The 22,770-nt window shown below is 71.9% G+C and carries 17 protein-coding genes and 1 tRNA gene; 8 read left to right on the top strand and 10 right to left on the bottom strand.

All coding sequences use genetic code 11. From position 1 onward, the window contains the following. The 4 genes from OEIGOIKO_RS26205 to OEIGOIKO_RS26190 are packed head-to-tail and all read left to right on the top strand — an operon-like array spanning position 1 to position 3,800. A complete protein-coding gene (locus OEIGOIKO_RS26205; protein WP_125056064.1) occupies positions 1 to 648 on the top strand; it encodes an ABC transporter permease in 648 nt (215 codons plus the stop codon). Then, positions 641 to 1,894: a betaine/proline/choline family ABC transporter ATP-binding protein gene (locus tag OEIGOIKO_RS26200; RefSeq protein ID WP_125056063.1), complete on the top strand. Its 1,254-nt coding sequence runs from the start codon at positions 641 to 643 to the stop codon at positions 1,892 to 1,894. The genes OEIGOIKO_RS26205 and OEIGOIKO_RS26200 overlap by 8 nt, the downstream gene beginning before the upstream one ends. Continuing rightward, positions 1,891 to 2,790 (top strand): ABC transporter permease, encoded by a 900-nt coding sequence (locus OEIGOIKO_RS26195; RefSeq protein WP_125056062.1) that lies wholly within the window; start codon positions 1,891 to 1,893, stop codon positions 2,788 to 2,790. The genes OEIGOIKO_RS26200 and OEIGOIKO_RS26195 overlap by 4 nt, the downstream gene beginning before the upstream one ends. Beyond that, positions 2,787 to 3,800: a glycine betaine ABC transporter substrate-binding protein gene (locus OEIGOIKO_RS26190; RefSeq protein WP_125056061.1), complete on the top strand. Its 1,014-nt coding sequence runs from the start codon at positions 2,787 to 2,789 to the stop codon at positions 3,798 to 3,800. The genes OEIGOIKO_RS26195 and OEIGOIKO_RS26190 overlap by 4 nt, the downstream gene beginning before the upstream one ends. A gap of 29 nt (positions 3,801 to 3,829) precedes the next feature. Here the strand turns inward: OEIGOIKO_RS26190 and OEIGOIKO_RS26185 are convergent, their stop codons facing one another. The 4 genes from OEIGOIKO_RS26185 to OEIGOIKO_RS26170 all read right to left on the bottom strand — a co-directional run bounded on the left by OEIGOIKO_RS26185 (position 3,830) and on the right by OEIGOIKO_RS26170 (position 9,179). Continuing rightward, a complete protein-coding gene (locus OEIGOIKO_RS26185) occupies positions 3,830 to 4,609 on the bottom strand; it encodes a S16 family serine protease (RefSeq protein ID WP_125056060.1) in 780 nt (259 codons plus the stop codon). Between the two features lie 136 nt (positions 4,610 to 4,745). Further along, on the bottom strand, positions 4,746 to 5,387 hold the full coding sequence (locus OEIGOIKO_RS26180) for an IclR family transcriptional regulator (protein ID WP_030025056.1): 642 nt from the start codon (positions 5,385 to 5,387) through the stop codon (positions 4,746 to 4,748). Between the two features lie 391 nt (positions 5,388 to 5,778). Beyond that, positions 5,779 to 7,575 (bottom strand): DEAD/DEAH box helicase, encoded by a 1,797-nt coding sequence (locus OEIGOIKO_RS26175; protein ID WP_031007405.1) that lies wholly within the window; start codon positions 7,573 to 7,575, stop codon positions 5,779 to 5,781. 41 nt (positions 7,576 to 7,616) lie between these two features. Beyond that, entirely contained in the window at positions 7,617 to 9,179 is a 1,563-nt protein-coding gene (locus OEIGOIKO_RS26170) for an MFS transporter (RefSeq protein WP_246177537.1), read from the bottom strand. A 149-nt stretch (positions 9,180 to 9,328) separates the two neighbouring features. On the opposite strand from OEIGOIKO_RS26170, the gene OEIGOIKO_RS26165 reads away from it, so the two are divergent. The 4 genes from OEIGOIKO_RS26165 to OEIGOIKO_RS26150 all read left to right on the top strand — a co-directional run bounded on the left by OEIGOIKO_RS26165 (position 9,329) and on the right by OEIGOIKO_RS26150 (position 12,570). Next, positions 9,329 to 10,192, top strand: a complete 864-nt coding sequence (locus OEIGOIKO_RS26165) for an alpha/beta fold hydrolase (RefSeq protein WP_125056059.1) — start codon at positions 9,329 to 9,331, stop codon at positions 10,190 to 10,192. A gap of 136 nt (positions 10,193 to 10,328) precedes the next feature. After that, positions 10,329 to 10,400: transfer RNA gene (locus tag OEIGOIKO_RS26160), tRNA-Cys, on the top strand. Positions 10,401 to 11,567: 1,167 nt separating this feature from the next. Continuing rightward, positions 11,568 to 12,422: a helix-turn-helix domain-containing protein gene (locus OEIGOIKO_RS26155; protein WP_125056058.1), complete on the top strand. Its 855-nt coding sequence runs from the start codon at positions 11,568 to 11,570 to the stop codon at positions 12,420 to 12,422. Further along, positions 12,364 to 12,570 carry a DUF397 domain-containing protein gene (locus OEIGOIKO_RS26150; protein ID WP_125056057.1) on the top strand — a complete coding sequence of 69 codons (207 nt, stop codon included), beginning with the start codon at positions 12,364 to 12,366 and terminating at the stop codon, positions 12,568 to 12,570. Before OEIGOIKO_RS26155 ends, OEIGOIKO_RS26150 begins: the two co-directional genes overlap by 59 nt. Before the next feature lie 290 nt (positions 12,571 to 12,860). Here OEIGOIKO_RS26150 and OEIGOIKO_RS26140 read toward each other — a convergent pair whose 3' ends face one another. From OEIGOIKO_RS26140 to OEIGOIKO_RS26115, 6 genes are all read right to left on the bottom strand, one after another. Beyond that, a complete protein-coding gene (locus tag OEIGOIKO_RS26140; RefSeq protein ID WP_125056055.1) occupies positions 12,861 to 15,191 on the bottom strand; it encodes a xanthine dehydrogenase family protein molybdopterin-binding subunit in 2,331 nt (776 codons plus the stop codon). Continuing rightward, complete coding sequence (locus OEIGOIKO_RS43050; RefSeq protein ID WP_246177536.1) at positions 15,188 to 17,863, bottom strand: 2Fe-2S iron-sulfur cluster-binding protein; 2,676 nt, start codon at positions 17,861 to 17,863, stop codon at positions 15,188 to 15,190. The genes OEIGOIKO_RS26140 and OEIGOIKO_RS43050 overlap by 4 nt, the downstream gene beginning before the upstream one ends. Further along, positions 17,860 to 18,756, bottom strand: coding sequence for an FAD binding domain-containing protein (locus OEIGOIKO_RS26130; RefSeq protein WP_031007419.1), 897 nt, complete (start codon positions 18,754 to 18,756; stop codon positions 17,860 to 17,862). The genes OEIGOIKO_RS43050 and OEIGOIKO_RS26130 overlap by 4 nt, the downstream gene beginning before the upstream one ends. 469 nt (positions 18,757 to 19,225) lie before the next feature. Further along, positions 19,226 to 20,914: a beta-N-acetylhexosaminidase gene (locus tag OEIGOIKO_RS26125; RefSeq protein WP_125056054.1), complete on the bottom strand. Its 1,689-nt coding sequence runs from the start codon at positions 20,912 to 20,914 to the stop codon at positions 19,226 to 19,228. A gap of 73 nt (positions 20,915 to 20,987) precedes the next feature. Beyond that, positions 20,988 to 21,878, bottom strand: coding sequence for a carbohydrate ABC transporter permease (locus OEIGOIKO_RS26120; RefSeq protein ID WP_125056053.1), 891 nt, complete (start codon positions 21,876 to 21,878; stop codon positions 20,988 to 20,990). Continuing rightward, positions 21,875 to 22,768, bottom strand: a complete 894-nt coding sequence (locus OEIGOIKO_RS26115) for a carbohydrate ABC transporter permease (protein ID WP_246178104.1) — start codon at positions 22,766 to 22,768, stop codon at positions 21,875 to 21,877. Before OEIGOIKO_RS26115 ends, OEIGOIKO_RS26120 begins: the two co-directional genes overlap by 4 nt. Positions 22,769 to 22,770 lie beyond the last annotated feature (2 nt).

The following is a 22,770-nucleotide window of genomic DNA, read 5'->3' as shown; positions in this document are numbered from 1 at the left end:
GTGAGCTTCTGGGAGTACGTCGGCAACCGGCACGCCCAGCTGCTGACGGATACGTTTCAGCACGCCAGCGCCGTTTTCCAGTGCATGGTGCTCGCCACCGTGCTCGGCGTGCTGCTGGGCATCGCCACGTACCGCACCGAATGGGCCGGGAACCTGGCCACCGCCACCACCGCGACGATCCTGACGGTCCCCTCGCTGGCCCTGATCGGCCTGCTGGTGCCGATCGTCGGCCTCGGCGTGGCGCCGACCGTCATCGCCCTGACGCTGTACGGGCTGCTGCCGGTGGTACGTAACGCCGTCGTCGGCCTGCGCGGTGTCGACCCCGCGCTGATCGACGCCGCCAAGGGCATAGGGATGTCCCGTACGGCCCGGCTGCTGCGGGTGGAGCTGCCGCTGGCCTGGCCGCCGATCCTGACCGGCATCCGGGTCTCCACCCAGATGCTGATGGGCATCGCGGCCATCGCCGCCTATGCCTCCGGGCCCGGCCTGGGCAACGAGATCTTCCGCGGCATCGCCTCCCTGGGCAGCGCCAACGCGCTCAACCAGGTGCTGTCCGGAACGCTCGGCATCGTCGTCCTGGCCCTGCTCTTCGACGCCGCGTACGTCGTCCTCGGACGTCTGACCATCTCCAGGGGGATCCGTGCCTGACACCACCGCCTCCGGCGCCGGCATCGCGCTGGAGAACCTGAGCAAGCTCTATCCGGGCAACCCCACGCCCGCGGTCGACAACGTGAGCATGGACATCAAGCCGGGCGAGACGGTGATCCTCGTCGGGCCCTCGGGGTGCGGCAAGTCCACCACCCTGAAGATGATCAACCGGCTGATCGAGCCCACCTCCGGGCGCATCATGATCGGCGACGAGGACGTCACCGGCATCGACCCGGTCGGGCTGCGCCGCAAGGTCGGCTACGCCATCCAGTCGTCCGGCCTCTTCCCGCACATGACCGTCGCCCAGAACATCGCGCTCGTCCCCAAGATGACCGGCTGGCCGAAGGCGAAGGTGAGCAGCCGTGTCGAGGAGATGCTCGACCTGGTCGGCCTGGACCCGCGCGAGTTCCACGGCCGCTACCCGAGACAGCTGTCCGGCGGGCAGCAGCAGCGGGTCGGCGTGGCGCGGGCGCTGGCCGCCGACCCGCCCGTCCTGCTCATGGACGAGCCGTTCGGCGCGGTCGACCCGATCACCCGCGACCACCTCCAGGACGAGCTGATCCGGCTCCAGCACGAACTGCGCAAGACCATCGTCTTCGTCACCCACGACTTCGACGAGGCGATCAAGCTGGGCGACCGCATCGCGGTGCTGCGCGAGCAGTCGCACATCGCGCAGTTCGACACGCCCGAGGCCATCCTCACCAACCCCGCCGACGACTTCGTCTCCGGCTTCGTCGGGGCGGGCGCGGCCCTCAAACGCCTCAACCTCACCCGCGTACGGGACGTCGGCGTCGTCGACTTCCCCACCGCGTCGATGGACGACCCGCTCCAGTCCATCTTCGACCTGCTGCGCTCCGGCGCCACCAACGAGATCCTGCTGCTGGACCGGCACCGGCGCCCCTACAAGTGGCTGCGCCGCGGCGATCTGATGCGCGCCAAGGGCTCGCTGGCCCGCGCGGGCACGCTCGTGCACGACACGGTCACCCGCGACGCGACCCTGCGCGACGCGCTGGAGGCGGTCCTCACCGACAACGCGGGCCGGGTCGCGGTGACCGGGCGGCGCGGCGAGTACATCGGCGTCGTCGACATGGAGACGCTGATGAACAACGTCCACGAACTGCTGGAAGAGGACCGGCTGGACGCCGTCGAGCACCGGCACGCACTGGAGGAGCAGCGCGCGCGGCAGACGCGGCTGGCCCAGGAGGGCGTGGACCCGGCGGGCGGCGCGCACGGGGTCAAGGCGTGAGCCCCCGGGACCGGCGCCGGCCGCCGAGGGGCGAACGGCCGCCGGGCGAGCACGAGGTACGCGGGGTGACCTTCCGCGACGAGGCGGCGGCCGGGGAGCGCGGGCCGGTGCTGACGGCGGAGCCGGAGCCCGCACCGCCGGTCACCCGGCCGCCGCGGCGGATCACCTGGAAGAAGGTGGTCACGCTGCCCGCCGTGCTGGCGGCGGTGCTGCTCGCCACCTGGCTGTGGTTCCGCGGCGTCGAACTGGACTCGATCGGGCACCAGGCGGTGGACGACGGCAAGGTGGGGCTGGCGCTGCGCCAGCACATCCAGCTGACCGCCGTGTCGACCTTCTTCGTACTGATCATCGCCATCCCCCTGGGCATCGCGCTGACCCGCGCCAGGCTGCGCCGGGCCGCACCCTTCGCGGTGGCGGTGGCCAACCTCGGGCAGGCGGTGCCCGCCCTGGGCCTGCTGGTGCTGCTGGTCATCTGGATCGGCATCGGTCCCGAGGCGGCCGTCATCGGCATGGTCATCTATGCCGTACTGCCGGTACTGGCCAACACCGTCGCGGGCCTGAAGGCCATCGACCCGACACTGACCGAGGCCGCCCGCGGCATCGGCATGTCCGCGGCCGGGGTGCTGGTCAAGGTCGAACTGCCGCTGGCCGTACCGCTGATCCTGGCGGGCGTACGCAACGCGCTCGTCCTGAACGTCGGCACCGCCACGCTGGCCACCTTCGGCGGTGGCGGCGGGCTCGGCGACCTGATCTCGGCGGGCATCATCACCCAGCGGATGCCGGTGCTGGTGCTCGGCTCCGTCCTGACGGTGGTGCTGGCGCTGCTGGTCGACTGGCTGGCGTCGCTCGTGGAACTGCTGCTGCGCCCGCGAGGGCTGGAGGTGGGGGAATCATGACCGCAGGACCGCGCCGGCTCCGGCCCCGGCTCCGCCGGACCGTACCGGCCGCCACTGCCTGCCTGCTGCTGGGCGCGGCCGCGCTGAGCGGCTGCGGGCTGGTCAGCGGCAGCCCGATGAGCGACGACGTGCGGCCCGGCACGATCGGCCGGGGGCAGCCGCTCAAGGGCGCCGAACTGACCGTGACGTCCAAGGAGTTCACCGAGAACATCATCCTGGGCCAGCTCATGGGCCTGGCCTTCAAGGCCGCCGGCGCCACGGTCGTCGACAAGACCAACATCCAGGGCTCGATCGGCGCCCGGGAGGCGGTCAAGTCCGGTACGGCGGACGGGATGTACGAGTACACCGGCACCGGCTGGATCACCTACCTCGGCCACGAACGCCCCATAGTGGACCCGCAGAAGCAGTGGGAGGCGGTACGCGACGGCGACCGCGCCAACGGCCTGGAGTGGCTGCCGCAGTCGAAGCTCAACAACACCTACGCGCTGGCGCTCAACGCCGAGCAGGACAAACGGCTGGGCGTCGAGACCCTGTCGGACGTCGCCGCGCTGTCCCGCAAGGACCCGAGCGCGGTCACCCTGTGCGCGGAGGCCGAGTTCTCGGCCCGTAACGACGGCCTGCCGGGCATGGCCAAGGCGTACGGCATGCGCATCCCGCCCGGCAACATCAAGAAGATGACCAGCGGTGTCGTCTACACGCAGGTGGCGGAGGGCCGCGCCTGCACCTTCGGCGAGGTCTACACGACCGACGGCCGGATCAAGGCGATGGGCCTGAAGACCGTCAAGGACGACCGGCACTTCTTCCCGAACTACAACGCGGCGCCCGAGATGAACGCGGCGACGATGAAGAAGTATCCGCAGATCGCCGACATCCTCGGGCCGATCACCGCGGCGCTGGACAACGCCGTCGCGCAGAACCTGAACGCGAAGGTGGACGTGGACGGGCAGGACCCGCACGAGGTCGCCAAGGAGTGGTTGATCGAGAAGGGGTTCATCGAGGAGGGGGGCTGAGGGGCGGGCCCCTCAGCGGGTACGCGTCCTCAGCAGCTGGGGACCTCGCCGCCGGACTTCAGCGCCTTGAGCGCGTCCACGGTGCCGGACAGCGTGGTGATCGGAACCAGCCGCAGTCCCTCCGGCTTCTCGGCCTGCGCGTCCCGGCACTCCGACTTCGGTACGAGGAAGACCGTGGCGCCGTCCCGGCCCGCGGCCTGCGTCTTCAGCGCGACCCCGCCGACCGCTCCGACCTCGCCGTCCGCGGTGATCGTGCCGGTGCCCGCGATCTTCTTCCCGCCGGTCAGGTCGCCGCCCGCGCCGTCCCCGGCCAGCTTGTCGATGATGCCCAGCGAGAACAGCAGGCCCGCGCTGGGGCCGCCGATCGTGCCCAGGTCCAGCTTGACCTGGACGTCCTTGTCGCTCTTGTGCAGGTAGTTCAGGGCGGCGCGGGTGGCGACGTCCTGGGAGGAGCGCATGTCCTTCAGGTTGTGCTCCACGGCCTTCTCCGCCGTGTCGCCGACCGGGTAGACCGACTCGACGGGCATCACGGCCTGGTCCGTACGGAACCAGCCCTTGACGATGTCCGGCAGCCGGACCGGCGCGTCCGGGCCGGTCGCCACGATCGCCGCCATCCGCAGCTGTCCGCTGGTCTCGCGGGTCGGCGCCCCGCTGATCGTGATCACCTGTTTGCCCTTGTGCTTGCCGAGCACGTCCGCCGTGTCGCCGGGGAAGGCGACCGAGAACGGCAGCGGCGCGAAGGCCACCGTGGCGAGGAGCGCGATGACCAGGGCGGCGCAGATCCCGAGGGCGCGAGTGCGAGAAGACACCCCGCCACCCTAGATGACCTGGCGGCCAGGCCTCTCACCACGGGGCGGGGCGGGGTACGCGCGCCCTCGGCGTCCCCGGCCCGGGCCGTCACCGCCCCGGACCCTCACCGCCCCGGACCCTCACCGCCCCGGACCCTCACCGCAGCGCTTCGGACACCTCACGGGCCGCCTCGACCACCCGGGGCCCGACCCGCTCGGGCACCGTGTCGGCGAGCATCACGACTCCGACGCTGCCCTCGATACCGCTCACCCCGAGCAGCGGAGCCGCGGCACCGCTCGCACCCGCCTCCAACTCGCCGTGCGTCAGGGCCAGTCCGGCGTCCTCGATGCGGCCCTGTCGGGCCTTGAGGATCGCCCGCCCGGCCGCGCCCCGGTCCAGCGGATGCCGGAAGCCCGCGCGGTAGGCGACGTGGTAGTCGGTCCAGGACGGCTCGACGACGGCGACGGCCAGCGCTTCCGTACCGTCCACGAGCGTCAGGTGGGCGGTGGCGCCGATGTCCTCGGCCAGGGCGCGCAGGGCGGGCAGCGCCGCCTCCCGCACCAGCGGGTGCACCTGGCGGCCCAGGCGCAGCACGCCCAGGCCGACCCGGGCCCGGCCGCCGATGTCACGGCGTACCAGGGCGTGCTGCTCCAGGGTGGCGAGCAGACGGTAGACCACGGTCCGGTTGACCCCCAGCTTGGTGGACAGCTCGGTGACGGTCAGGCCGTGGTCGGTGTCGGCGAGCAATTTGAGGACACGTAGTCCCCGGTCGAGCGTCTGGGAGGTCTCCGCGGTCACGACGCCCCCTCCTCGGGTGAGTGGCGGCTCGTCCGCGGGGTGCGCTGCCGGTCCCGGGGCAGCGCGCGCAAAGAGGCCGCCGGCCGCATGGCACCGGCTGCGCTCCGCGGCGGCGCTGCCACGGGGCGTGTGCGTGACCGGGACAGTAGCGAGCCGGTCCGGTCAGCGGAAGAGTCCGTCCAGAATCCGGTCTTCCGTGACCGCTTTATCCCTGAACATCCGCAGGTTGTGACCGGATGGCGGCGCACACCGGCCTTTCGGTCTGGGGTACAACACGGAGCGGTACGGACACGGGCGCGCGCCCCCGTACGGCCGCGGCCCGCGCCCCGGGACACCGTCCGGACCGCGGGCCGCAGCCTCGCCTCACGCGTGGGGCCGTCTCACCCGCACGTCACTTCATGCGCGTGGCCCACTCCCGCACCTTCTTGATCCGCTCGTTGAGCTGCCCGGCCGTGGCCTCCGCGCTCGGCGGGCCGCCGCACACCCGGCGCAGTTCGGTGTGGATCACGCCGTGCGGCTTGCCGCTCTGGTGGACGTACGCGCCGACCAGCGTGTTCAGCTGCTTGCGCAGCTCCAGCAGCTCCTTGTGCGTGACCACCGGGCGCCGCTCGGCGGGCATCTCCAGCAGGTCGGCCTCGGAGTCCGGCTTCTTCTTGCTGTGCGCTATCTGCCGGGCCTGCCGCTTCTGGAGCAGCATCTGCACCTGGTCCGGCTCCAGCAGTCCGGGGATGCCGAGGTAGTCCTGCTCCTCCTCGCTGCCCGCGTGCGCCTGCATGCCGAATTCGGCGCCGTCGTAGAGCACCCGGTCGAAGACCGCCTCGGACTCCAGCGCCTCGAAGGAGAACTGCTCCTGCTCCCCCGTGTCCTCGTCCTGCTGCTTGTTCGCCTCGTCCATCTCCTTCTCGGACTCGGCATACGGATCTTCCTCGCCGTCCTTCTTCGGCTTGTCCAGGACGTGGTCGCGCTCGACCTCCATCTCGTTGGCGAAGCCGAGCAGCGAGGGCACCGTGGGCAGGAAGACGGACGCGGTCTCGCCGCGCTTGCGGGACCGTACGAAGCGGCCCACCGCCTGCGCGAAGAACAGCGGGGTGGAGATCGTCGTCGCGTACACGCCGACCGCGAGCCGCGGCACGTCGACGCCTTCGGACACCATCCGGACCGCGACCATCCACCGGTCGTCGGAGTGCGCGAAGTCGTCGATGCGCTGCGAGGCGCCGCTGTCGTCGGACAGCACCAGGGTGGCGCCCTCGCCGGTGATCTCGCGGATCAGCTTGGCGTACGCGCGGGCCTGCTCCTGGTCGGAGGCGATCACCAGCGCGCCGGCGTCCGGTATCGCCTTGCGGACCTCGGTCAGCCGCTGGTCGGCGGCCTTGAGGACCTTGGGCATCCAGTCGCCGCGCGGGTCCAGCGCGGTGCGCCAGGCCTGGGAGACCGCGTCCTTGGTCATCGGTTCGCCGAGCTTCGCCGCGATCTCGTCGCCGGCCTTGGTGCGCCAGCGCATGCTGCCGCTGTACGACAGGAAGATCACCGGGCGGACGACGCCGTCGCCGAGCGCGTTGCCGTAGCCGTACGTGTAGTCGGCGGAGCTGCGCCGGATGCCGTCGTCGCCCTCCTCGTACGTCACGAAGGGGATCGGGTTGGTGTCGGAGCGGAACGGCGTACCGGTCAGCGCGAGCCGGCGGGTGGCCGGCTCGAACGCCTCCAGGCACGCCTCGCCCCACGACTTGGAGTCGCCGGCGTGGTGGATCTCGTCGAGGATGACCAGCGTCTTGCGCTGCTCGATGCGGTTGCGGTGCAGCATCGGACGTACGCCGACACCCGCGTACGTGATCGCGATGCCGTGGTACTCCTTGCCGAGCGGACCCGCGCTGTACTCCGGGTCCAGCTTGATGCCTATCCGGGCGGCGGCCTCCGCCCACTGCTTCTTCAGGTGCTCGGTGGGGGCGACCACGGTCACCTGCTGCACGACGTGGTGGTGCAGCAGCCAGGAGGCGAGGGTGAGCGCGAAGGTGGTCTTGCCCGCGCCGGGGGTCGCGACCGCGAGGAAGTCGCGCGGCTGCGTCTGGATGTACTTGTCCATCGCGTTCTGCTGCCAGGCGCGCAGCTTGTTCGCGGTACCCCAGGGGGCCCGTCCGGGGAAGGCCGGGGACAGGTGGTGGTTGTTGGTGGCGCTGGTGGTGGTAGTCACGGTCTCCGTCGACTGGCTCGGCGATCGGCAACCGCGTCAGCCTAACGCTCCGCGGGAGCGGACGGCGTTCGCGGGCCGGGCACCGGTGCCGTCTTCCCGCCACCGGCCGGGGCCGCCCCGAGACCCTTTTCCGCGGGCTTCAGGCGTGTGGCCACCCACGATCCGACGAGGGCGACCGCCGCCATGGTGACGAAGACCGCGGCGAAGGCGGCGGGCTGCCCGGATGCGGCGTTGGTCACGTCCGGCGTGCCGCACGTGTCGACCGAGGCGCCGCCGAAGGCGCTGAACAGCAGGCCGCTCAGCCCGACGAAGGTGATGTTGCCGAGGGCGTCGGAGACCTGGAGCGAGGCCGAATTGCTGCCCGCGTCCTCCGGCGGGGACAGCTTCAGCAGCAGCACACTCCCGCTCGAAATGTTCAGCCCCATCCCGAACCCGGCCACCACCCACGCGACCGCCACGATCCAGACCGGCACCCCGCCGAACAGCACCAGCGGCACGACCAGGATCGCCACCGTGATCAGCAGCAGCCCGATCCCCATGATCCGCTCCCGGTACGGCTCCAGGCGCGGCCGGCTCTGGGTGTACGAGCCCAGGGCCCAGGTGAGACCGCCGCCGGTCAGCGACAGCCCGGCCAGCGTGGTCGACAGACCGCGCTCCGTGACGAGCATCAGCGGGATGAAACTCTCGGCGGCGACCAGCGAGCCGGCTGCCAGGCCACGGATCAGTACGACGGACGGCAGACCGCGCGCGGCCCGGAACGTCCCCCTGGGCAACAGCCGGACAATGGCCGGCACCAGCAGTACGAGCCCGACCGCCGCAGGCACCAGAGCCACCCAGTCCCGCCGCTGCGCCGCGTACTGAAGCAGCCCGGCACCCGCCGCCACTGCCAGGGCCAGCAGAATGCGGCGCCGGTCCATCCCCTCGTCCCCCTTCCGGGGCGGCAGCTTGCGCAGCGCGGGAAGCATGACCGTCACCGGCAGCAGAACCAGTACAGGTATGGACAGAAACACCCAGCGCCAGCCCAGATGCTCGGTGACCGTCCCGGCGACGAGCGGCCCGACGATCACCGGCAGCACCCAGGCCGCCGAGAACGACGCGAGGACGGACGGCCGCAGCGCCTCCGGATAGGCGCGGCTCACCACCACGTACAGCGCGACGATCACCAGCCCGCCCCCGAGCCCCTGCACCCCACGCCCCACCACGAACAGCCACATCTCCTGTGCCGCCCCCGCGACCACCAGCCCCGCGCCGAACGTGGCGATACCGGTGAACAGCGGCGCGAGCGGCCCGCCCCGGTCGCACCACTCCCCCGACAGGGCCATCGCGAACAGGCTCGCCGTGAAGTAGGCGGAGAAGGCGAACGCGTACAGCTCGATCCCGTCCAGTGCCTGCCCGACCGCCGGCATCGCGGTGTTCACGGCACTCGCCTCGAAGGCGATGAGCGAGACGACGGAGATGATGCCGAGGGTGAGCGCCCGGTACGTACGGCCGAGGACGCCTTCGGCGGGCGGCGGGGGCACGGGGCCCGCGACGGGCGGCGCGGCCGCCACGACGCTTGCGGGCGGGGGCACTTCGGCAGCATCACGCGGGTCCACGGCAGTCATGCGGTCAGCGTAAGAGGCGTCACGGGCCTGCGCCCCTGTCGCGGGGCGGGGATCTTGTCCGCCGTTGGAACTAGGGCGCCGGGCCACCCCCGCCCTCGCCCCGCCCTCGGCTCTCCCACCCTCTTCCCCCGTACGGCAGGCTTGCCCCCATGCCCCACTTCACCAGCTACGACGCCACCGTCCTGCACCACCGCGCACTCGGCCCGGACGATTCCGGGCTGCCGCCCCTGGTGTGCCTGGCGGGCGGCCCCGGCCGGGACGCCGCGTACCTGGGCGACCTGGCCGGTCTGGCGGAGCAACGGCAGCTGCTGATCCCCGACAGCCGCGGCACGGGCGCCTCCCCGCCCGCCGCCGACCCGTCCCGCTACGCCTTCCCGCACCTGGCCGAAGACCTGGAGGCACTCCGCGCCCACCTCGGCCTGGACCGCTTCGCGCTGCTCGCCCACGACGCCGCGACGGCAACCGCGCAGGCGTACGCGGCCGCCTACCCGACGCGCCTCACCCGCCTGCTCCTGATCGCCCCCAGCCCCCACCTCCAAGGCGAATTCCCCGACGACACACGGGACATCATCACCTCCCGCTCGAACGAACCATGGTGGCCGGAGGCATCAGCCGCGCTGCGGCGCCTGGCCGAATCCCCCACCCCGGCCGAGGCACACGCCCTGCTCCTGAGCGCCGCCCCGCTCGCCTACGGCCGCTGGGAAGCCCCCCAGCAAACGCACGCAGCCGCCGAAGCCGAACAACTGCACCCAGTGCCACGCGCCGCGTTCTGGCAGGGCGTGGACGAACCGGCCCGCCAGACACTGCTGGCGGGCCTGCGCGAGGTGACGTGCCCGGTCCTGGTCATGACCGGCGGCCGGGACGCGGTGGCGGGCGTACGGGCGGGCGAACTGGTCGCCGCTTCCTTCCCCGACGGCCGGACCCACCGTCTGCCCGAGGCGGGCCACTACCCCTGGGTCGACGAACCGGCCCGCTTCCGCCAGGCGGTGGAGGAGTTCCTGCACACGCCCTGAGCGACGCCACCACACCCCTGAATCCAGCCGGCCGACCGGACTCATGAACACCGCATTGCAACCACATGCCAGCCCGCCCGAATCCCTTGCCCCACCCCCGGGCCCGCGGCCTAATCTCGGTGCATCGCCTCATCACGGCCGTGTGCCCGAGCGGTTCAGGGACCGGACTGCAAATCCGGTTACGCAGGTTCGAATCCTGTCACGGCCTCTGACCAGAAATTTCGCTGGTGTCGCTCCTGTGGGAAGCGCCCCACAGGAGCGCTGCGTAAGTTGATTCCCGGAGTGGGACTTACGCACCGATCCCCCACCCGGGCGCGCGATCATGCCGCACAGGAGGGCCCGACTCACCCGGCCCGAGACCTACGCGTTCTAGAACCGCACAAGGCGGCCCGGTACCCGGCCGTGCCAGGCCCGGGCGATCGAGAGCTACGACCATCCAGCGCGGGAGCACTGCAGTCCTGCCCGGACCTTTTCCGAGCTGTCCGTAAGGACCGCGGACGACCAGGAACGGGGTTTACTGACGGCCTGCCTGAACGCAGACCAAGCACGGTTCCTCGCATGACTTGATGGCGTCGCGCGGGAGAACGATCATGCCTCGCAATCCATACGGGGGCACGACTGCGGCCATAGCCGAGTAGTCGAACAGGTCACTGTCGGCCTTCACGTGTGGCCGCGATATCCGACTGTTCAAGATCACGGACTCGCACTTCCTTCACTTGGCCTTCGGTGGCCTACGAGATGACGGCTGAACTCCACGGCGATGACAGCCGCCTCAGCCGCGAACCCTTCGTTGAGAGCTTTCCGGCGCTTCGCGTCTTTCCGCTCGCAGGTGGAGCAGCCCGGTACGGGGGCCGGGTCCAAGCTGCCGAACGGATCGGTCAAGAAGACAGGTGGACTCAGGTATCCGCCAGACATGGGGATCACACTGCGCCTTCGATCCGGCCGTCGCCGGAGACGGCACGCTCAGCCGGGGTGGCCAGCCATAGATCCTCGATAATCGCCTGCCAGGCCACCCCGCTCCGACTCAAGAGCAGGACCCGGTTGGGGCCCTCCCCGTCCCGGAGGACTTTGCCAACTCGGCTGCTGTTCCTATCGAAAACCCAGCAGCCTTCGCGGTATGTCATCTGCATCCGACGTCCTTCCCTCGTGCATTCCGACAGCATCCACATTCATGGGTGGCGCAACCGCTATGAAGACCCTCAGCGTTGGCAATGCCAATTGCTAGCTGACCTGCCCCTCCACCACAGGCGTCACATGCGTAGCACCGAACTAGCCCATTTGGGTAACGCGTTGGGGTACCGGCCGGCGCTCTGCGGTGGGAAAATCTGGGTCGCTGAGGGGGTTAGCAATCCAGCCTGCTAGAGGGGCCTCAAAGATGCACGTAACGTACGAAATCCTGCGTAATGAGCTGGTGTATCAGCGTGAGCAGGCGGGGCTGAAGCAGACTGAACTCAGCGCTCGAGTAAATATCTCAGCGGCGTATCTGTCGCAGATAGAGGGAGGCGTCAGGCGCGCTCGCCTCCCTCTGTGCAAGCGGCTGGATCAGGAACTGGGTACCGATGGCGTCCTCACTCGCATGGCGACGGAGGTCGAGAGGCGGGCGCAGCTGGCCGACTACTACGTCCAGGCAGCCACGCTCGCACAGCAAGCCCTGGTGATCGCTGAGTACGCGAGCGCCCTGGTCCCCGGACTCCTTCAGACACGGGACTACGCGACGGCCGTCGTCGAGGACGCAGACCCGGAGAAGTCCGAGGAGGCAGTGACCGCAGCAGTGGATCTCAGGATGGAGCGAGCGTCCATTCTCAAATGCCCACATAAACCACGCCTCCGGGTAATCCTCCACGAAACAGCGCTTTTCACCTCGGTTGGCTGTGGCCGTACCATGTATGAACAGCTCCTGAAACTCGTCGGGTTGGGACGCCGCCGACGCCTCACCCTTCAGGTGCTCGAAGCTAAAGAGGGTTCTCATGCGTTGATGGGAAGCATGTTGACGCTCATGGAGTTCGAAGCGTCGCCACCGGTCGCGTACCTGGAGAGCGCCTACTCAGGTGATCTGGTGGAAAGCCCGGACACCGTGGACAAGTACATGCGAGCGTACGAACAGGCACGGGCCCTATCCCTACCGCCTCAGCGATCCCTGAACGTCCTTGAATCTGTCGCGAAGGAATACCATGGAGCAGTCGCAGATAAGCCGTCCAACGGGCGGTTGGCGCAAGAGCAGTTGGAGTAATGGTGACGGTGGGCACTGCCTAGAGGTGATGGACGGGTGTCCCAACGTTCCCGTCCGGGACTCCAAAGCGCCGGACCGGGCCCACCTCGCCTTCAGTACCGACGCGTGGTCCCACTTCATCAGTGCCGTGAAGGACGGAACCGTCTGACGACGCAAAGAAAGGCGGGGCGACATCGGCTGCCCCGCCTTTCTCATGCCCTCGCAGACAGTTCCGCATGGCGACCCGCGTAGCCGGCAAGTCACCGTCGTCAACGGGCAGACCTCCCCCGCCGCCATCCACGGGGCGTACGGCACATTCCTCAGCGCAGGCGGGCCCGGCCCCGAACGGTACGGAGTCACGATCGACGCGGACGCCCAACGCGTCTGGCTGGACTCCCCGCGCGGGCCGGACTGGAATCTCACGCACTGACACCAGAGACGCCGTTCCACGTACGCCGCCTACTGCTGCTGCGCCACCGCCGCCTGTGGCCGGATCGGCAAGCGGCCTATCGGGCGGCCCGTGGCGGCGCGTACGGCGGAGGCCACGGCTGCCGGGGAGGTGACGACCGGGACGGCGCTGGCCGGTTTGGCGCCGAAGGGGGCGACCACGTCGCGTTCCTCGACGAGTTTGACGATGCGGATGTCGGGGGCGTCGAGGGCCGTGGGCATCGCGTAGCCGGTCAGGTCGGGGTGGCGGATCTGGCCGCGGGTGGTGCGCAGGTTCTCCATCAGGGCCGCGCCGAGGCCCTGGGTGACGCCGGCCTCGATGCGGGCGCGAAGCTGGCGCGGGTTGAGGACCCGGCCGACGTCTTGGGCGACGGTCATCTCGACGACGCGGATGGTGCCGAGTTCGATGTCGACGTCCGCGACGCAGCGGATGGCGCAGAAGGCGAGGCCGACGAAGGCGTCGCCCTGGCCGCTCTCGTCGAGGGGCTCGGTGGGGTGCGGGCGGCACTGCGCCGTGGCCCACAGTTCCTTGCCGTCGAGGGCTTCGGCGACGGTGGTGCTGAGGACGCCGTCGTACGAGGTGATCTTGCCGTCGTTGATCTGGAGAAGTTCGGTGGACATGCCGAACTTGTGGGCCAGGGGCTGGAGGAGCTGCGTACGCACCATCTTGGCGGCGCGTTCGACGGCGCCGCCGGAGACCCAGGTGTGGCGGCCGTGGCAGGCGCGCCCGGCGGACGGCTGGTCGGTGTCGACGCCCGCAACGTGCACCTCTTCGATGCCCAGGGTCTCCTGGACGATCTGGCGGGCCAGGGTGGAGAAGCCGGAGCCGGTCTCGACCGCGGCGCACAGCACGGTGGCGACCGAGCCGCTGACCTTGACCGTGGCGGTGGACACCTCGTCGGCGCCCTCCGCGCCGAGCATGTGGACCATGCCGAGCGCGTAGCCGACGCCGCGGCGCACCGCGGACGGCTCGCCCGCGCCCTCCAGGCCGCCGGGCAGCAGCCAGTCCTCCTCCGGGGTGTCCTTGGGGAGTTCGGGCAGCGGCTCGTCCTTGACGGCGCGCAGCAGTTCGGCGACCGGCGCGGGGCAGGTGACGGTCTGGCCGGTGGGCAGCAGGTCGCCGGTGGCCAGGACGTTGCGCAGCCGGATCTCGGCCGGGTCCATACCGAGCTTGGCGGCCAGCTTGTCCATCTGCCCCTCGTATGCGGCGCAGACCTGCATCGCGCCCTCGCCGCGCAGATGGCCGGAGGGAGGGTTGTTGGTGCGGACGGCCCAGCCCTCGATGAAGGCGTGCGGGACGACGTACGGGCCGCAGGCGAAGGAGACGGCGGCCGCCAGCGCTTCGGCGGAGGTGTCCGCGTACGCGCCGGCGTCCATCAGGATCTGCGCCTCGACCTTGACCAGCTTGCCCTCGGTGTCCGCGTGGTGGCGGTAGCGGAGCAAGGTGGGGTGGCGGTGGGCGTGGCCGAGGAAGGACTCCTCGCGGGTGGCGGCCAGTTTGACGGGGCAGCCGGTGCGCAGTGCGAGCAGTCCGAGGGAGAGCTGCATTCCCGGGTCTTCGCGGTCCGCGGTGGCGCCGGGCACGCCCGTAACGACGATACGGACCCGTTCCGGCGCCAGCCCGAAGCAGGCGGCAGCCAGGTCGCGGTCGGCGTGCGGGTCGGTGGAGGCGGTGTAGATCTCCACGCCGCCGTCCGGGCGCGGCACCGCGAGCCCCGCTTCGGCGCCGATCGGGGCCGGGTCCTGGCGGCCGATGCGGTACAGGCCCTCGACGATGGTCTCGCCCACCACCTCGGGGTCGCCGAAGTGCAGCGGGATGTGCCGGATCAGGTTGCCGTCCGGGTGCAGCGGCTCGGCCTCGAAGGCCAGTTGGGGGTCGGTGACCGGCTCCAGGACGTCGTACTCGACGGCGATGGCCGCGGCCGCCAGCCGGGCCGTGTCGGGGTGGTCGGCGGCGACGGCGGCGATCGGCTCGCCGTGGTGGCGGACCACGTCGTGCGCGAAGACCGGCCGGTCGGGGACGCCCCGGCCGTGTCCGGCGTCGCCCGGCACGTCCGCGTGCGTGACGACGGCCCGTACGCCCGGCATCTCCACGGCCTGCTTGGTGTCGATGGAGAGGATGCGGGCGCTGGGGTACGGGGAGCGCAGGACGGCGGCCCACAGCAGGCCCTCGGCCCACAGGTCGGAGGCGTACGGGAAGACGCCTTCCGTCTTGGCGGGCGCGTCCGCCGACGGGAGGGAGACGCCGAGGCCGTGCGGCGGCGGGTCGGCGGGCCCGCCGGAACGGTCGCCCGCGGCGGGCGCCGCGGTGACGGCACCGGCGCCCTCGGATGTGCCGGTCATACGGAGCCTCCGGACTGCGGATCAGCGCCCGGGCCGTGGGGGTGCGGCCCGTGGGGGTGGTGGCCGTGGGAAGCGGGGCCCTGCGGGTCGGCGGGGCCCGCCTGGTGCGGGATGCGGGGGGTGGCGGCGGGGCCGGCCTCCTCCGGGGCGGCGGCCGCGGCCTCCTCCGCGGCCGCCGCGGCGTCGGCACGGCCGCGTACGACCTCGTTGACCGCATCGAGCACGCCGCGGTAGCCCGAGCAGCGGCACAGGTTGCCGCAGAGGGCCTGGCGGGTCTCCAGCTCGGTGGGGGCGTGGTTGCCCTCCAGCAGGTCGTGGACGGTCATCGCCATGCCGGGGATGCAGAAGCCGCACTGCACGGCACCGGAGTTGGCGAGGGCGCACTGCACGTCGGAGGGTGCGCCGTTCTGCGCGAGCCCCTCGACCGTACGGACCTCGCTGCCCGCTGTCGTCGCGGCGGGCACCAGGCAGGAGGCGACGAGGCGCCCGTCGACCTGCACGGAGCAGGCGCCGCACTCTCCCTGCGAGCAGCCGTCCTTGGCCCCGGCGAGGCCGAGGCGCTCGCGCAGTACGTACAGCAGCGATTCGCCGATCCAGGCGTCGGTGACGGGGCGGTCGGTGCCGTTGACGGAGAGGACGTAGGAGGTGTGGGGGTGTTCGTCGTGGGGGAGGGCGAGGGGGTCCGGGGCCTGGGAAGCGGAATCGGCCGTGTCGTCGGCCGGGGGCGGGGTGGCTCCGGGGGCGGGTTCCGGTGCTGCGGGCAGTTCTTCGGCCGCGGGGGTGGTGACGGGGGCCGGGACGGTGGGCGGTAGGGCCGGTTCCGTGGGCTCGGCGGGGGCGGGCTCGGCGGGGGCGGCCACCGGGGCGTCGGAAGCGGCCGTCGGGGCGTCGGGGGCAGCCATCGAGGCGTCCGGGGCGGCTTGGCCGACGGGCTCGGCCTGGGCGGGCAAGGCCGACGGAGCCTCGGCGTCGGTGCCGGGGGCGGTTTCGGACTCGGGCTCGGTTCCGGGCACAGGCTCGGTTCCGGGCACAGGCACGGTTCCGAGGTCGGGGACGGCTCCGGGCACAGGCTGGGCTCCGGGCACAGGCTCGGGAACGGTTCCGGGCTCGGTTCCAGTTTCGGTCACGGCCCCGGTCTCAGGGGTCGCGGTCTCAGGGGTCGCGGTCTCAGGGGTCGCGGTCTCAGGGGTCGCGGTCTCAGGGGTCGTGGCCTCGGCGGGCCCGCCGTCGGCAGCCTCCTCCGGCCCGGGCGCCTCGGGGGCGGCGGGCTGGACGTCGGCGGCCGGAGACGCGTCCGTGGCGGTACGGGTGTCGGCCGCCGGGGAGGCACCGGGCTCGGCGCCGGCTTCGACGGTGGCGTCCACGGGGGCTTCGCCGGTGGCCTCGTCCGTACGAGCCCCGGCGTCCGTAAGGGACCCTGCGTCCGTAAGGGACCCCGCGTCCGTACGAGCCCCCGCGTCCGTACGAGTCCCGGCAGCAGGCGTCCCGCTCTCGTCCACGGGCGGTTCGGAAGCATCAGCGGCAACCGGGCCGAGCGCGATCGGCCCGGACCCGGGCTCCCGAGCAGCCTGGCCGACGTCTCCCCCAGCCTCCGGCTCGGGGTCCGACACCGGCTCGGGTTCCGTTACCTGCTCCAGCTCCGGCCCCTGCTCCGCCTCGTCCTGCGGCTCGGCCGGAGGAACATCCTGCGGCTCGGCCGGAGACACATCGCGCGGCTCATCCACCGGCTCCGCACGCGGCGGCCACTGCGCCAGTGCGTCGGCGGGCAGCGACCAGTTGCCCGCGCCGCCCAACGTGCCGCCCGCGCTGTCGCCGGACGCGGGTACGTGGTGACCGGGGTCGTAACCGGGTGTCACCTGGTCGGCGGGGCGGTGCGGCTGCTGGCCGTACGACGGCAGGTGGCCGGCGCCGATGTGCTGGTCGGTGGTGTGCTGGCCGGTGGTGAAGTGCCACTGGCCGGTCGCCGCCGGGTCCACGGGGGCGTGGCCGTGGCCGTGCCCGTGGTCGTAGGGGCCGTACGCGGTGCCGTACCCGGAGGCCGGGTGCGTACGGTCGTCGCCCAGGAGGTACTCGCCGGACTCCTCCAGCACCTCGTCCGGGGCGGTCGGGATCGCCCACTGGCCCGTGGTGCCGCTGGACCCGTCGGTGCCCGCCGCCGGCCAGAGGGCGTGCGAGGAGCCGTCCGTGCCGTCGGTGTAGTGGCCGCCCGGCGCTCCGGTGTGCGGGCCGCCGTCCGTCATCCCGTGGGCGGGCAGGTCGGTGGCCGGGGCGTCCGCGAACGGCAGCGTCCACTGGCCGGTGGCCGACGGGTCGGTCGTCGCGCCCGGGGTGGGCGGGGCGAAGGAGGACGGCGGGGTGTAGCCGTGGCCGGGCGCGGCGAGCGGGTCGGCGGCGTAGCCGCCGTGGTCGCCGGTGCCGGGTACGCCGTGGGCGTCCGGGGTGCCGGTGCCGTGCGGGTCCGGGTAGCCCTGGTAGCCGTAACCGCCCGGGTAGGGGCCGCTGGTGAAGCCGTCCGGGAGCTGGACGAAGGCGGTGGCCTCCGACTCGTACTCGTTGCCCTGGGGCAGCGGTTCCCAGCGCTGGCGGTCCTGCGGCCGCACCACGCGCAGCGGCTGGGTGTCCTCGGGGCTGTTGCGCCGGTCGTTACGGTCGGGGCGGTCGGCGTCGCTCACGAGAGCGCCCTCCCAAGTGCTCGGCGGGCCAGGGCCGCCACCGTACGGCGCAGGTGCAGTGCGGCGGGCGGCAGGGTCTGCGGTTCCGTGCCGTCCTGCGGCGGTGGCGGGTCCGGGATGCAGGCGGCGGCCACGTAGTCGCCGAAGGCGGCCAGCGCCTCGGGCACCAGCTTGCGTTCGCCGTCCCAGTCGATGATGGAGGCCACCCACTGCTCGGCCTCCAGGGGCCGCAGCGGCATGGCGGCCACCGCGCCGACCGCGCAGCGCACGCCGCGCCGGGCCGGGTCCAGGACGAGCGCGACGGAGGCGGTGGCGCGGCCGGGGCCGGTGCGGCCGGTGGCCTTCAGGAAGGTCTGCGGGGCGTGCAGCAGCGGCACCCGTACGTAGCCGACGAGTTCGCCGGGGCGCAGCATCTCGCGGCCGGCCAGCAGGTGGCTGACGGGGATCTCGCGGCGGGCGCCGCCGGGGCCGGCGACGACGAGGTTCGCTTCGAGGGCGGCGAGCACCGGCAGGGTGTCGCCGGTGGGCGCGGAGGTGACGATGTTGCCGCCGAGGGTGCCCGCGTTGCGTACCTGCGGGGGGCCCGCGGCGCGGGCGGCGGCGGCCAGGCCCGGGATGAGGGCTGCGAAGTCGGGGCGTCCCATCCGGGCGAGGGTCAGGCCCGCGCCGAGCAGGGCGTGGCCGTCCTGGTACTGCCAGCCGCGGATCTCGCTGATCCGGCCGAGGCCCACCAGTCCCGCGGGCCGCAGCAGCCCGGAGTTGACGGCGGCCATCAGGTCCGTACCGCCCGCGACGGGCACGGCGGCGGGCATGGCGGCGAGCGCCGCCACGGCCTCGTCGAGCGAGGCCGGCAACGTCACCGATTGCGAAGCCTGCGGTGCGTGCGTGGTCAACCCAGCTGCCCCTTCCCCGGTGTCCCGGCTGTTCCGCTCCGCCGTACGGTACGTGCTCACGGTCCGGACGTGGCAACTCTGGCACATCTTTGCAGGCCCGCGGCGCTAGGGCCCGGCTTCCGGACGCCTTCGGACGGCAGCGGGCGCGCCGCGTACGGGACATGGCCGGTGTTCGGGGCGTTCGGGACGTTCGGGGCGCGCGCCGGCGGGCGGCGGCGCCGGGCGGGCGGCGGACGGCGGCCGGGGAGCGGTGGAGCAGGCGTGACGTGCGGGACGGCGTCCCGGCACAGCTTCCGGCACGGCCCCCGACTGTGGTCGGAGCCGGGGGCCGTGCGGTGCGCGGGCGGACGTCGCCGACCCCGCCTGGTGCGATGTACCGGACATGTCTCACCTTGGCTGCCTTCAGTGCGTTCCGCGGGAACCACCGTCCCAGGTACCGCCGTCCCGGGCCGCCCGCATCGGCTCCGGCTCACACGTTTGGGGGCGACCCCTCGATCGGACGTCCGAGCAACCCGGGGCGCCGTTGCCACGGGAAGGGGCCACCGGGCGGCCGGTAGTCGACGCCGAGGGCGTCCAGGCGGTGGTAGTGGGCGTCCATCCGGCGGGTGAAGCCGGCGTGGTCACGGTCCTCCGGGGGCGGCAGCTGCGACCAGGCGACCTCGGCGAAGGCGGCGAGCCGCGGGAAGACCTGGTAGTCCAGGCGCTGCTGGTTCTCCATCACCTCGGTCCAGACGTTGGCCTGGGTGCCGAGGACGCGGGCGGCCTCGTCCGGCGTCAGCTGCGGGGGCACCGGCTCGAAGCGGTAGACGTCCTCCAGGGTCCGTACGTAGCCGATCGGTACGGGTTCGTCGGCGCCGCCGTCCTGCCGGTGGTCCAGGTAGACCTGCTGTTCGGGGCACATGACGACGTCGTGGCCCGCCTGGGCGGCGGCGATGCCGCCCGCGTAGCCGCGCCAGGACGACACGGCGGCGCCCGGCGCGAGACCGCCCTCCAGGATCTCGTCCCAGCCGATCAGGCGGCGGCCGCGGTCGCCGAGCCAGCTGTCGAAGTGCCGGATGATCCAGCTCTGCAGCTCGTCCTCGTCGGCCAGGCCCAGTTCCTTGATGCGGGCCTGGGCGGCCGGCGACGCGCGCCACTGGTCCTTGGGGCACTCGTCGCCGCCGATGTGCACGAACCGGGAGGGGAAGAGGTCGAGGACCTCTTCCAGCACCCCTTCGTAGAAGCGGAGGGTGGTGTCGGTGGGGGCCAGGATGTTCGGGTTGACGCCCCAGGTGTCCCAGGGCTTGAGGGCGCCGGTGTCGATGACGTCGGTGTTGCCCAGCTCCGGGTACGCGGCGATGGCGGCCTGCGAGTGGCCCGGGATGTCGATCTCCGGGACGACGGTGATGTGCCGGGCGGCGGCGTAGGCCACGATCTCGCGGATGTCGTCCTGGGTGTAGTAGCCGCCGTGCGGCCGGTCGTCCCACAGGGGCGAGGCGCGGTGGCCGAGCTTGGTGCGCTCCCGCCAGGCGCCCGCCTCGGTGAGGCGCGGGTGGCGCTTGATCTCGATGCGCCAGCCCTGGTCGTCGGTGAGGTGGAAGTGCAGGACGTTGAGCTTGTGCGCGGCGAGCAGGTCGATGTAGCGCAGCACGCCGTCCTTGGGCAGGAAGTGGCGGGCGACGTCGAGCATCATGCCGCGCCAGGCGAAGCGGGGCGCGTCCTCGATGCGTACGGCCGGTACGGACCAGCGCTGTCCGGGGCGCAGGGGCGCGCGGCGGTACGCGTCGGCGCCGAGCAGCTGCCGCAGGGTCTGCGCGCCCCAGAACGCGCCGGCCGCGCCGCCGCCGAGGAGGGTGACGCCGGTGCTGTCGGCCGTGAGCCGGTAGCCCTCGGGGCCGAGTGCGGCGGTGGTGTCGGCGTCGATGCGGAGGCGGATGACGTCTCCCCCGGGGCCGTCACCGGTGGCGCCGTCCCGGCTCGGGCGGGGCGGGAGCGGCAGGCCGGTCGCGACGCCGACGGTGCCGCGCAGCCAGGCCGCGGTGGCTTCCGTACCGGGGCCCGCGTCCAGTGCGGTCTCCGGGCCCAGGAGGAACGCGCCCTCCCCTGGCCGGGTGTCGGGTGGTTCGGGTATCAGGCCGGTCTCCGTACGGGCGCCGTCCGCCGTCGCTGCGTCGTCCATGTGCTGACCCTTCCGTTCGGGGGCTAGAGGGGTGGGGGTGGCCGGGGTGGTTCAGGGGGTGTGAGGGGGGGCGTCAGTCCTTCACCGCGCCGCCCAGGCCCGACACGAGCCTGCGCTGTACGAGCACGAAGAACACCAGCACCGGAACGGTCATCACGGTCGAGGCCGCCATGATCCCGCCCCAGTCGTTCTCGTCCGGTTTGAAGAACACCAGCAGCGCCATCGGGAGGGTGGAGTTCTCCGTCGCGCTGATGATGAAGGACTTGGCGAAGAGGAAGTCGTTCCAGGTGCTGATGAAGGAGAAGACGCTGGTGGCGACGAGCCCGGGGAAGACGAGCGGGAAGAGGATCTGCCACAGGAAGCGGGCGCGGGACGCGCCGTCCAGGTAGGCGGCCTCCTCCAGGGCCTCGGGCACGGCCCGGACGAAGCCGCGCAGCATCCAGATCGCGAAGGGGAGGGAGAAGGCGAGGTGCGGCAGGATCAGGGAGCCGAGGGTGTTCAGGCCGATGCCGGGTACGGCGTCGCCGACGTCCCGCATCAGGAAGAACAGCGGAATGGTCAGCGCTTCGACCGGCACCATCTGGGCGACCAGGAACATGATCATCAGCGTCGTGCGGAACCGGAAGCGGAAGCGGGTGACGGCGGTCGCCGCGAGGAAGGCGATCAGCGCGGAGGCGATGACGACGACGCCCGCCACGAAGAGGCTGTTGAGGAAGTAGCGGCCGAAGTCCTGCTGCTGGAAGACCCGCCGGAAGGCGTCCAGGGACGGGTGCAGGGTCCAGGGCACCGGTTCGGTGGACTGGATCTCGCCCGCCGGTTTGAAGGCGGACAGCACCATCCAGTACAGGGGGAAGGCCACGGCGGCGGCGAGCAGCAGCGCGCCCGCCTCGGCGGCCAGCCGTCCGGGCCGCCGTATCCGGGGTGTGCGGACCGGCGCGGGGGCCGGTGCGGGGACCGTACTCACAGTTCCTCCCCCTGTCGGCGCAGCAGGCGCAGATAGACGAGCGTGACGGCCAGCAGGATCAGCAGCATCACGATGCCGATCGCCGAGCCCAGGCTGTACTGGGACGAGGCGAACGCCTTCTGGTAGGCGTACACGTTCAGTACGAGGTTCTGCCCGGCGATGCCGCCGCCGTTGGTCATGACGTAGATCTGGGTGAAGACCTTGAAGTCCCAGATGACCGACTGGATGGTGACGACGACGAGGATCGGCCGCAGCATCGGCGCCATGACCGAGCGCCAGATCCGCCACTGCGACGCGCCGTCCATGGCGGCCGCCTCCAGGACCTCGCCCGGGATGGCCCGGATGCCCGCGTAGACGGTCACCATCACGAACGGGAACGAGCACCAGACGACTTCGAGCAGGACCAGCGCGAAGGCGCTGTAGCGCCCGTAGGTCCAGGAGAAGTCGCCGAGGCCCAGCAGCCGGTTGACCGGCCCGAAGTCCGGGTCGAAGAGGAAGACCCAGACGGTGGAGCCGGTGATGGCGGGGGTGGCCCAGGCGCCGAGCGCGGCGAGCATCAGGGCGAGCCGCGGCACCGCCCGGATACGGGTGAGCAGGACGGCGGTCGAGCAGCCGACCGCCAGTGTGCACAGGACGCAGGCCGCGGCGAACACCACCGTCGCCAGCAGCACCTGCCAGAACTGGCCGTCGCCGAACAGTTCGGCGTAGTTCGCCAGCCCCTTGAAGCTGGTCGGCTCACCGCCGCTGACCTGGGCCTGGGTGTATTCGAGGAACGAGATCAGGCCGAGCTGGTAGATCGGGTAGACGAGCAGGCCGACGAGGACGACCAGGGCGGGCGCGAGGTAGAGCCACGGTGTCCAGCGGCTCCCGTGCCGGGACGGCGGCCGCAGCC

It is taken from the genome of Streptomyces paromomycinus, assembly GCF_003865155.1.
GTDB classification, from domain to species: Bacteria; Actinomycetota; Actinomycetes; order Streptomycetales; family Streptomycetaceae; genus Streptomyces; species Streptomyces chrestomyceticus.
Note: the sequence above shows the minus strand (reverse complement) of the source record. Positions and strands in the feature narration are given on the sequence as shown.

Excerpts from the sequence above, each read along its gene's own strand:
- OEIGOIKO_RS26190 (WP_125056061.1), top strand. The coding sequence starts at position 2,787 with ATGACCGCAGGACCGCGCCGGCTCCGGCCCCGGCTCCGCCGGACCGTA.
- OEIGOIKO_RS26170 (WP_246177537.1), bottom strand. The coding sequence starts at position 9,179 with ATGACTGCCGTGGACCCGCGTGATGCTGCCGAAGTGCCCCCGCCCGCA.
- OEIGOIKO_RS26165 (WP_125056059.1), top strand. The coding sequence starts at position 9,329 with ATGCCCCACTTCACCAGCTACGACGCCACCGTCCTGCACCACCGCGCA.
- OEIGOIKO_RS26155 (WP_125056058.1), top strand. The coding sequence starts at position 11,568 with ATGCACGTAACGTACGAAATCCTGCGTAATGAGCTGGTGTATCAGCGT.
- OEIGOIKO_RS26150 (WP_125056057.1), top strand. The coding sequence starts at position 12,364 with ATGGAGCAGTCGCAGATAAGCCGTCCAACGGGCGGTTGGCGCAAGAGC.
- OEIGOIKO_RS26140 (WP_125056055.1), bottom strand. The coding sequence starts at position 15,191 with ATGACCGGCACATCCGAGGGCGCCGGTGCCGTCACCGCGGCGCCCGCC.
- OEIGOIKO_RS26125 (WP_125056054.1), bottom strand. The coding sequence starts at position 20,914 with ATGGACGACGCAGCGACGGCGGACGGCGCCCGTACGGAGACCGGCCTG.